Annotated in this window: 4 protein-coding genes; 2 read left to right on the forward strand and 2 right to left on the reverse strand. The window is 43.8% G+C overall.

What is annotated here, in order from left to right; all coding sequences use genetic code 11:
- Positions 1-253 precede the first annotated feature (253 nt).
- On the forward strand, positions 254-997 hold the full coding sequence (locus tag KHS78_RS16900) for a mannan-binding lectin (RefSeq protein WP_211829706.1): 744 nt from the start codon (positions 254-256) through the stop codon (positions 995-997).
- A 237-nt stretch (positions 998-1234) separates the two neighbouring features.
- Here the strand turns inward: KHS78_RS16900 and KHS78_RS16905 are convergent, their stop codons facing one another.
- Positions 1235-8311, reverse strand: coding sequence for a hypothetical protein (locus KHS78_RS16905; RefSeq protein ID WP_211829707.1), 7077 nt, complete (start codon positions 8309-8311; stop codon positions 1235-1237).
- A gap of 546 nt (positions 8312-8857) precedes the next feature.
- Here KHS78_RS16905 and KHS78_RS16910 point away from each other — a divergent pair.
- Positions 8858-10633 carry a hypothetical protein gene (locus KHS78_RS16910; protein WP_211829708.1) on the forward strand — a complete coding sequence of 592 codons (1776 nt, stop codon included), beginning with the start codon at positions 8858-8860 and terminating at the stop codon, positions 10631-10633.
- 47 nt (positions 10634-10680) lie between these two features.
- Here KHS78_RS16910 and KHS78_RS16915 read toward each other — a convergent pair whose 3' ends face one another.
- Entirely contained in the window at positions 10681-11331 is a 651-nt protein-coding gene (locus KHS78_RS16915; RefSeq protein WP_211829709.1) for a TetR/AcrR family transcriptional regulator, read from the reverse strand.
- Between the last annotated feature and the right edge of the window lie 46 nt (positions 11332-11377).

The following is an 11377-nucleotide window of genomic DNA, read 5'->3' on the forward strand; positions in this document are numbered from 1 at the left end:
ATCAGTTGGTTATTTCGTTGGATTTAATATTTCAAATATTTGCTCTTTAAAAATCCCTTTGTTTTTAATAATAAATCGCTGTTTTTTGAATTGACTTAATGCTCATATTTTAATAGCTTAGATGATTCTATTAATAAGAGGCTTCTTTTTATTTGTCTTTGTGATTTTCAAATCATCGCTCGTTGAGTTGCCATGGAGGGTGTGTATGCCGTTACCGTCTATTCGAACGAGCAGGGGAGTTACCCTTGTTGAGATGTCATTTGTTTTACTCATTATTGTCGCCATTGTTGCGATGGCCTTTTATTCCTACAAAGTTTATAGCGGGAATCCCAGACATATGGAAGCCGCTTTGCTGGCGCATGAAATCAAGCAGGATATTAATCTTAAGCACAAGACGAAACGAGAATTACCCGAACCTTACGTATTAAGTCATGTGAGCCGAAAAACGGTTTCTGGTGCTGAGGTTATCAGAGATGGAAGCTCGGGCGTGAGGGTGAATGTCTATCTGAAAGGGGAATCAGCCAATGCGGCAACAGCCAGCCAGGTTTATACGTTGTATGGGAACCTTGTGAATGATGAGCTGGCATGGGTAGATTGCGGCAAAGACTGCGTGAAAAATGCCGTTGACATCCCGCCGGCTGCGCCTGTGCCTCCTGTTGCAGGTGGCAACAATAATGGTGGTAGTGGCGGCACAGGAACGGGTGGTGATGGCACAGGTACTGGTTCGGGTGGGCCTGTGATTGATCCTCCAACCGGTATCAGAGTTGCGGTTGCTCCCCCTCAGCCGCCGAAGCCGCCGGCACCTCCGGCTGAGCCCAAAAAACCGGCGTTCAAGGTATTCACTTCAAGGAATAATGATCCGATATGGAATGACGCGGAAGATGCTCAAGCCAAATGTCCTCAACGATGCGCGAATGAAGGAGGACAATGGACAGGACACTGGTGGACAACAGAGTGGAGCGAACATTCAGTGTGTCAGTGTACAAAAGCCATTTAATGAGTATTAAAATAAAACGTTAAAGTTTTTGATGTATATAGCGTATTCCCATTTTTCAGGGAATACACTATATACATTCAACTATTTAAAAAATGAACTGGCGCTGTTGTTGATGCAAATAATCATGCCCTTTGGCATGTATCCTTTCAGAGCTGCGCGAATAAAACAGAGCTCCATTGGCTGTAAATGACTACATCAGAAGCAATGAGTAGCTACCTTGCTGATCCGAGAGAACTTTTAGCGGTAATTTTCCAACAACTCAGTACATTTCTTGAATTCCTGTTCCAAGGTATCATCGGGGATTAAATCCATACGCATGACGTGTACATTTCTGTTGCCAAGTTCTTCATACGCTTCATCCGTGAATTCACCATTTTCGTGAATGACGGGGAAAACGTTCAGTTTTTTTCCATCAATCACAATGAATCGCCCCGTGGCTTTGGACCGAACCATATTGACGAAATGTCCGGCTTCACCTGAGGGCGATGTTCTCAGAAGCACATAGCGTTCGCCGTTTAACTGTTCTGTTGAGTCTATAGCCCCACTGTGCTCCCACTGCTGGCTACGGTGTATTGCCGCCCTGAAGGCATCAGGCGATGCCTGATGAAGGAATACGTTGTAATGAGTATCTCTTATTTCAGGTTTATCCCAGCAGAGCACGGGAGATTTGTCGCCAGTATACCATTCAATTTCTTCATCAGTACCTATAACCTGATGATAGCCATGACCGCTCAAGCCATACTCCAATGAGTTGACCCACCCTTGGCAACTGGCTGCGTAGTCCTTGCTCGGCTGCCGGTTCTCATGGAGTATCTCGATTCCCTGGCGATATAACTGTAATTCGCTGGTTTCTTCCGTTGTTAAGTGTGTTTGTCGAAAGGGTTTTGCTGTTTGTAATTTCTCTAGCATCGCCTCTTGTAGTTCACCTTTTGCTTCCTGCTCAATGGCTTGTTTTGTCTCATCCAATGAACGCCTGTTAAATCGATACTCAAGAATCATCGTTTCCAGCTTTTGTCTTGTCTTCAATGTTCCTTTTGCCTTTTTATCGTGTGTTGCTACCTGCTGTCTCATGGCTTCTATTGAATATTCCAGCTTTTCACGTTCCTTATCGAATGTGCGTTCGCCGCCATCTGTGCAGATATCAGTGGTGAGTGGCTGATCAAAGGGAGAATGCGGACTGGGTTTGACGGCTTTGATCTGTTGTAACAGATTGTTCAATGCTTCTTCACTCGTTAGTGTTTCAGCGACTGCTACGGTTGCTTCTTTTGCAATGGTTGCCGGAGCGGCGGTTAAACTTGGCTGCTTCCAGCGTTCATAAGCACTTTTAACGCGATGAATGGCCTCTTTGTTGCCATGAGAGGCGAGCATACAGTCATTAAGGTCTACACGACTGGGATCAATAAAAAGACTCAAATCAGTCAGGGTGATGTGCATGCCTGCCTTTTTGAGTTGCTTGTTCAGGTTTCTGTGATCCTCAAATTCAACGGTAGCAGTAGATTCTGATTTTGATGCTATTGGTTTTTTTTCTTTTGTTTCTGAAGTCTCTGGTGAAGGCTGTGTCACCGAGTTATACCAAGGCTTAAAAGCAGCCATAAAATCATCTTTCTCACCCTTATCAGCCAGACGGATACACTCGTCTTCCGTAACCAGCTTCTGCTCTAAGAACTGGTTTAATAGAGGACGGTTAATTTCCAAACCGGCAGCTTTCAAGTGGTGAATGGCCTTCGTTCTCCTTCCTTTTCCAAAGCTTTCATAGGAAATTGTAGACTCTACGGGAGCTGCGATGTCTGATGACGGTGCGCTGACCAAAGGAGCCTGACTGGCTTGAGCACCAGAGACAGAATCGGTTGCAGAGATTAAGGTTGATGGCAGGGTATCTTTTGGCTGTGTCAGCACATCGTGAGTTTCAGATAATGGCTGTTCTGTTGGTTGATCATGATCTGTTATGCCTTGGGCAGTATCCTGCGCTTCCTGGGGAGGCTGGTTTTCTGTTGTATCTTCCTCCGTTTTTGCTTTTGTTGTTTCTTCTTCAGCGCCGCTGACTGTTGGTGTTGTACTATGATCCTTTGATTCTAATGTTTCGTCAGGTCGTGGCTTTTTGCTGGTTGTGGCTTTGTATGCAAAGGTTTCAATAGATTCTGATTGTGATGGTATTGGCTTTTCTTCTTTTGGCGCTGAAAGCGCTGGTGAAGGTTGCTGAAGTGAGTTATACCAAGACTCATAGTAAGCCATAAATTCACCGGTCTCACCCTCATCGGCCAAGCGGATACACACGTCTTCCGGAACCAATTGATTCTCTATGAACTGGTCAAACTGAGAACGATCAATCGTAAAGTTGGCCTCTATGAGATTACGAAAGGCCTTTCTTCTCCTTTTTTTCCCAAAGTTATCATACGTAATTAGAGCTTCTTTGGACGTTGCCAGGCTTGATGATGCGCTGCCCAAAGGAGCCTTACTGGTTTCATCAGCACCAGTGGTAGAGTCAGTTGCAGAGGTGAAGGTTGATGTCAGGGTATCTTCTGGCTGTGTTGATGTTTCCTGTGTCGCAGCTAATTCCGGTTCTGCCAGATGACCTGTAGTGTCTTGAACAGTATCCTTTGTCTCATGGGGTGACTGACTCCTGGTTGTATCTTCGTCCGCTTTTGCTTTTGTTGTTTCTTCGTCAACGCCACTTAACGTTGGTGTTGTACTGTGATCCTTTGATTCCAACGTTTCGCAAGATTGTGGTTCTTTGCTGGCTGTGGGAGTGTCGTTCTCGTTTGCGATTACAGGCTTTCCAGCTTTAAACAGGCTGAGTTCCTCAATGACCGCATTCAATTTTGTATTTAAATCATTACTCACCTCACGTAAGACAAGATGATAGACTTTACGAATATCTTTAAGAATGCCCTGAATGCTCAGTGTTTCATCATTGTTAAATGTATTCATGCTTGATTGTATTTTGTCAAAAAGTTCATTAAGTAATGGTTGTAATAGACCAACTTTCCATGTTTGGCTGTTTTTATCGTGCGGACTTCCATCACCATCAAGGACAATCCTGCATGTGATGACATTAATGAATTTTAAAAAATCTTGTAGCGAAGGGAAATGAGCTAAATCCTTAATAGACAGATGAGAAAAACGTTCGTCAGAATTCCATAAAGGTTTATCTTTTATCATTCTTTCGCGATCGAACAGTTTCCCCTGACTATGTGATTGCACTATTATTTTTTTTAGTGTTGGAATGACTGTTTTTGAAAGTCGTTTCATTTCTGTATCAGGTGATGATGACTGACGAGTATCCGTTAAAAAATAAAATGGCGTGTCCTCATGATTTACATTAAAGGAAAGGCATAGTGTGTGAATAAGAATGACATGTGACCACTCTTCTGTAGATTTGGAATAATACTGACAAAATAATATAAGTCCATTTTGTAATTCATTTCTGGCATCGGTTAAGGATTCAGCAATAAGATGAAGTTTATGTTTTGATATTGGTGTAAGCTTTTCTTTGTTCTTTGCCATAATCATAGCGATAGAGTCGAACTCGCAATTTATTAATGCCAGTTGGTACAACATTAAATAATGGTCATGCGCTATTGTTTTATGCTTTCTAGCCAATGATGTTATATCTGTAATGTGTTGAGTAAAAGATGAAATTAAAGGCTCTAATGTTTGAGGGAGTTGGTTAAATTTTTTGTTTGTGAGCAGCTTTTTTAATTTTTTTATTGTTGCATGTGCGTCGCGAACGCTTCTATTCCGCACTGCATCCTTAAATTCATACCAAGGCTGTTCAGGAACGCTTTTATGCGTCTGAGAGGCTGGCCGTTGTTGTGGTTCAGCTATAGCGCTTTTGCCTTTCTTTTCAGATGCCGGAGTTTGGGGTTGCTTAGGCCTGACCGTCGCAGGCGTTTTTTCAATTAGTTGTTCTTTTGGCACTTGCGGCGGAGTTGTTATGGTTGTTTCTGTGATGCTTTTTTCTTTCTGTTCAGGTGACTTGGGTCTGACCACAACAGGTGGCTGTTCAATAGTCTGTTCTGTTGGTAATGAGATGCCACTCTCATTACTTCGTATGTCCTTGATAGTAGTGTTAGCTGTAGCTTCTTCGACCTTTTGAGTAACATCAGGCTCTGCAGTGGCAAGTTGCTTCGGTGAGTGTTGCTGCGAGGTCGTGGTAGCTTTTTCAGTCGCGCGTTTTTGTTTTTGCCGTTGTTTTTGCTGTCGCTTTTGTCTGGATGTCAGGGGCTTCCGAGGTTTTGGCTTGACCACAACAGGTTCAGGTTGCTCTTCTACAGTCTTGTCTGTTGGTAATGCCGTAGCATCGCTACTACCTATGTCACTTACTCTATCCGCAGTATCTTCCGTCTCTTGAGTAACAACAGATGTTGCTTCTGACGGCTGTTTTGGCTTGAGTTGATGCGGATCAATGATGACTTCTTCTGTTGGGCTTTCGGTGTTTGGTTCAGATATTGGACTCTGCGGTGACTTAGGTCTTTCTAAAACGGTGTGTTGCTCATCAGTCTGCTCTGTTGTCCGCTGCAGTGTGGATGCTAAGGCTGGTTCTGTAACGCGCTTTGCTTCTTGGTCAGATACTGAAGGTTTTCGTGACGTCGGTCTTTCATCAACCGCTTGTTGTTCAATAGCCTGCTCTGTTATTAATGGCGAAGTCTCATCTCTATTGCGACGACTGTCATCTCTTTCACCCTTATCGTCTTCAGGTTGATCAATAACCCCCTGTATTGTCTGCGGCTCATCCGCTGGTGTTTCGATAGTTTGGTTCGTGTCAGTCGTTTGTTCTGTTGTCGGAAAAAAGCCGAAAGAGCATTCCGCTTCAACGTTAGGATCCATTTTCCACCAGAGAGGCATTTGTACTATGGGGTTGTTAGCAAACTGATCTGGAGGTGGTATTACAGTGTCATCAAACTGTACGACATCAGAGGGGAGTAATGGTTTCTCTGGGGGAGGTATACGTGTGAACCATGGTGAGCTAGCTGTCAGTTGATCATGTGCGACACCCGGTGAAAGAGGAGCTTCCTCTGGCTGAGCGGGTACGGAAACGAGTTCAGTCGTATCTTCTTCAACGGCAGTATAGTGCTCTGCGTCACCTTCATCATCAGCAAAGTATGTCTCATTATCGGTACTGAATACCTCATATGGCTGACCTGAATCGGTAGCGAAGTCAGCGATATTTTCCCCAGGCTGATCGGTTAGCTCTGAAGTTGCTGGTATCGTCGGGTCTGACTGCAGAGAGCGCCACTGCTGTAGGGTTGAAAGTAATGTTTCGTTATCGGGCTGCTCTTTCTGGGCGAATATGGGATTGGGGTTTACTACGCTACAGAGCTTTTCTCCCCAGGCAGCCAGAGTGGTACGTTCTTCTGGCGTTAAAGCGCTTTCCAAGGTTCCGACATTCTCAATGGAGTCTGCAAATATCTGAGTAAGCGTTTTTATGATGTTCGATTTTGCGATATGGCATTTTGGATTTTCTGCCATCGTCTGAAAAAGCAACAAATCTGCAATATCTTCTGCGTGAATAGTTCGCTTTTTTGTTTGAGCGTATAGACGTACTGATTTTCCCCAAACTTTCCAGAGCGCTTCCTGCCAACGATCATCTTGGGATAAATCTAAAAGAAAGCGATATTGTTCATTCGAGATACAGGTTTCTTTGTGATTATGCATCAGAGGGATTAAATCATTGTAACTGGTTCGATCATTACGTAATTGATCAAGCTCCTTAATCGTCGGGACGAAGAAATATACAATTAACGGTTTGCGGAATACTTCTTCTATCTGTTTATACATTAGGTAAAGTGTTGGCAATGTTTTAATCACATCCTGTATTGCAAGGAGTGGTTTGATGAGAAGGGCTGCGTTTTCAAAACCTGCTCGGGTATTTCGATTGATGGCATCCAAGGCTTCCTGTAGACGAGCTGTAGAGTGTTGTTCAAAACCGCTGATATCTTGCGCCACCTCTGCAGCGTCAAGCTCTGGACGTTGGAGAATAGCCCATTTTATCTGACAGTCTTGATCCAGTTCAGGATCACAGATAATGTCTTCAATCAAAGGCATCGCCTCCTGAGTCTTGGTTAAATATGGAGATTTTGCCGCTATTTCTACAATGATGTATTTGACCGTTTTTGATAGAAGGGTATTGATTAATGGCTTAAGATCTGCGTCTTTATTAATGGTTCCAAGCAATTTCTTTTTGAAAATAATAAGAATATTTAACCAGTTTACATGGAGGCTGAAATCTCTAGTGTAAGTTATGATGTGCTTTAGTTGATCTATCTCTTGAGTCAACGTGTCAACGAAATACCTTAGTTTTGCTGGCCTGACCTTATGGTCTCTAGTCAGAATCCTGTAAGCACTGACATACTTTCGATAGGCTAAGGCTTCTTCAAATGATCCAGCAGAGAACGTTTCGGGAATGTCAGCATATTTGATGTTATCAATATCAATGTGATAGCTCTCTACTTCTTTTTTTGTCAAAAAATAGTGTACAGGAGACTTTTCTCGGAGAAAGTGTTCGAGATCTTCTAGGATTTCATCGGTGCAACCTGTCAAGGGAAGCGGTTTGTTGATATGGACGTGTGTTAAATACCGAATTTCTGACTTCATGAGACGCATTAGTCTTTTTTTAATACGATCATTGAAAGATGAGCGTTCAGGTGGTTTAACTGGGTGGGCAGGTGGATGCAAATAAGCAAGAGTAATTATTGTGTATAACTCACGTCTGTATTGATAGATTTTTTTTCCTACATCTTCTTGTTCTAAATATGCAATTGCTTGCTCAAGTGCGTTACCGTAAATCGGTGCGATTTCCAGGTTCAACGCTTTGTGGTATCTCGTCTCAAACTCTTTCTCTTTCTCATGTAATGCTTCTGTCTTTTCAACAATCCCTACGCACCACTGCACTGGGTTTTCTGCGGTGTTTTCAGCTTCTGACAATTCACGGATGGCGTTGTCAATCCTTTTCACCCAATCAGCAGGAGGTTGTAATGGGGAAGGCCGTTGTGATTCCGGCATTTCGCGCCTGTCGTCAACTCGGGGTGCTCTGTGATGTGTTGTTGATGCAAATGCAGCGCCTTGGTCACCCCCTTCCTTGACTGGCGCAATATGATGTTCAGTAATGCTTATTTGGTGAGTAGAGGAGGTTCGGCGGTTGACTGAGTCTGGCGCTGGACCAGAGGCTTGGGCCTCTGCGACATGCCTCCTCGCATAGCGAGCGCCCTGCTGTTGTTCGGTTTTGCCTCGTTGCTTATGTGGGTCAGAAAGGGCTCCATCATCCCTTTGTGTGAATCTTGGTTGTTGCCCAGCGCCTCTGCTTGAACTCGCCATCAATCTGACTCCTGATGAAAGTATAAAAATACCGTTGTTTCACTGGTGGATATCTTCATCCCCAAACCATTCAACGGGCTCAACTGCTTTTGATAGATATCATGGAAGGAAAGTGTGAGATTGTTACTTCATTGTGTTGAGGGCGCTAAATTGATTGCTGGAGATTGAATCAATTGTGCACTGCTAAGTGATGTTCAATCTTACGGCAAACAAGAGAAAACCGAAAAAACAACGCTGTATTAACCATTGCATCGGTTAAAGCCTTCAATCAATTTGTATCCTTGTATGCACTACCTTCTGACTTGTTGTATCCATCTAATTTCAAAAATCAGACTCAATTAATGCGGGTGTAGTTCCTTGAGGGTTAGTCAAGGCATCTTATTAGTTATTGGCATTGACGTATATTCATTGGTTCAAACGTCATCTTCATGTTTTGGTTTATGAGGGCTGAATTTATCACTATTACTAACGATGTTGTTAGTGATGTGTTGTTCGACTTGCCATAGCGTTTGATGGTTTACTGCTAGATACTAAGAGAATTGCGATATGGAGTTGAAAAGAAGTTACGCTGATATAACCAGAGGGAGAACCAGCCCGGGGTCTGAGAGAAGTGCTGAGGACAGCGGATCAGGAAACGTTCAGAAAGCACCGGAAACGGCTTCAATACAACAGGGGGAAGCAGCAGTTGCCATACATGATCGATCTCAATCGAGAAGGGTGAGTTATGGGCAGCCGCAATATTTGCTGCTTGACCCAGGTGATCTGGTTAAATTTATACGCTCTGTAGAAGTTAGAGGTAAGAGTGAGAAGCTGTCTAAAGATGCGTTAATTGGTATGGATGAAAAGGGAGAGTTTACTTTTCATAAAAAGGCAGGAAAAAGCAATAAATGCATGCTTGACAATTTCCAAAAAGCTTTAGGTTGTTGTTCCTCGCGCCTCTCTGAAATTCAAGATCTACTCTGTGGGTATTCAGAGGAGTTTGTGAAAATAGCTGATTGTGTTCGTGTCCGGGATTTCAATGCATTCCTAAAAAACACAAACCAATTTCGATCGTTTACAGATTTATATCAATATGAAGTTAAGTTGTCTAAACCCTGTTTTGAGGCCTCGTTTAATATTGAGGAGGTTGGTCTCTATTGTAATGGAATAGGTGAGATTCTAAAAGATTGGTATTCTCCTTTAGAGAATAAGGATGCATACCGGCAATATATAAAAAGCTTTGTCGATAGGAGTAAAGCTGAGTTTCAGGGGAATGAGAGTCAACTGCGCGTATTGCATCGTGTTCAAAATAATCTGGAAAAGGTTTTGGACTGTGTAGAAACAGAGCGTTTATCTGGTTTGGATAGACCTGAACAACTTACAGAACAGGCTCCTGCGTTAGAAAGTGAAATCTCAGCACCGGAAGGTGCTGTCGGTTTTCAAAGGCCATTGAGTATGGATACGCAGTCAGAAGATGCTTCTCTTGTTCAGTCGATGGCCGGTTTGGATATTGATCCAAGAGGGGCTGCAAGTGCAGTAGCAAGTAGTCGTACTTTGGTATGTCGCCCAAAATCTAAAAATACAGGAAGAATGCGCTATAAAGTTGATGCACCTCTAGAGGGTTACGATGCCAATCATGTTTTAACGAAAGAAATCTTGTGTGAAGAAAATGCCTTAACCCCTATATTTGATTCGTTCAATCTATTCAAGGAAGTTTGTCAAAAGACTGGATCAGACAAAAATGCGTTTGTATGCCTTAATCAAAGTGGGAGAGTGAGATTTGTAAAAAATTTATCTCCAGATAATCGAGAAGAATCTCTTCAATTTGGTAAAGCCCTCCGTGAATATGAAGTTTGGGCAAGGGTTATTTTTGATTTTTTTCATTCAAAACATCAATTTTATAAAGCGCCTTTCAAAGATAAGGCGAGACATAATGTACAAGTGCAGGCGTGTCAGTCGCTGCTCAATCGCTATACTACAGTTCCTAAAGATCGCAGTATTAAACATCCCTACAGTAGTGTGCTCAGAGCGACTTTTCTTTTGTTCAAGTTAGTTCAAGAGGGAAAGCAAGAGAAGGTGGGGCAGTTTGCAGGAATATTGGGGAGATTGGTTTCTGCGTTTGCCACGTGGCCTGGTGATCCCGAGAATTCAATTCTGCCTGGCGTCAATCAATCAGGTCCTTTAGCAACCATTGCTTCAAGCGGAAAAGTTTATTGCTTTTTTGAAAATGTCTTGAGGCGTTGTCGACGAATGCGACCTGAATGGCACACTCAGTTTGATAGCGTTTGTGAGCACTTTAACCACTCACTTGGAGAGTTGGGGATTAATCAGCGTTTGACCTAGATCGTGGTGCTCTCTTGGTGGGGAGAATGTTGCCGGTATGTTTGTTGTCATCGTCTGGGCATCACTTCAGGGAGATATAATCCCAGATAAGCCTGCGCCGCCCGTCGACCTTCCCGTGCCAGCTCCTCGGTAATATTGCCGTACTCCTGATAGGAGATGGCATAGACCTTGTCTGCCACCTGCAGGGCGACTGCAAAAATATTGTAGGCTTGCGGTAAGGGAGGAAGTTGGAACAGTTGTTCATGGTATTCCCGGATACGGCGCCCAAGCAGGTCATCATGCATATAGTCCGCATGGCGGATGGTGCTGATGACATGCTGCCCCAGAATCAAATCCCGAACATATTTATGTTCCCGGTAATAGGCGACAAAACGCGCCTGTAGCTGGCGGGTGATATCCGTCCAGTGAGGAATGGCATCAGTATCCAGCGGCTCATTCATGATGGTGTCGAACTCGGTGAATATCTCTTCCACCAGTGCACCCAGCAGCACGTCCACTTTCGGGAAAAAGTGATACAGCGAAGATGGGGGAATGCCCGCCTTGTCCGCTACCTGGTACAGGGACAGATCGCTGATAGTGGTGGTTTCCAGCAACTCACGGGTGGCATCCAGTATGGCCCGTCGACGTTCCAGACTACGCGCTTGTGGCTTGCGGCGTGTACGGGGAGCGGTGGGTGGAGATACGGTTGCTTCAGCCATGTCGGAGTCTGGGATCATTATAAAATGCCGCGGATTATCGGGTAGC

Origin of the sequence: Kistimonas asteriae, from assembly GCF_018263925.1 — a bacterium.
GTDB classification, from domain to species: Bacteria; Pseudomonadota; Gammaproteobacteria; order Pseudomonadales; family Endozoicomonadaceae; genus Kistimonas; species Kistimonas asteriae.

Bases quoted from the DNA above. Each gene is read 5' to 3' on its own strand.
- KHS78_RS16900 (WP_211829706.1), top strand. From the start codon at position 254: ATGTCATTTGTTTTACTCATTATTGTCGCCATTGTTGCGATGGCCTTT.
- KHS78_RS16905 (WP_211829707.1), bottom strand. From the start codon at position 8,311: ATGGCGAGTTCAAGCAGAGGCGCTGGGCAACAACCAAGATTCACACAA.
- KHS78_RS16910 (WP_211829708.1), top strand. From the start codon at position 8,858: ATGGAGTTGAAAAGAAGTTACGCTGATATAACCAGAGGGAGAACCAGC.
- KHS78_RS16915 (WP_211829709.1), bottom strand. From the start codon at position 11,331: ATGGCTGAAGCAACCGTATCTCCACCCACCGCTCCCCGTACACGCCGC.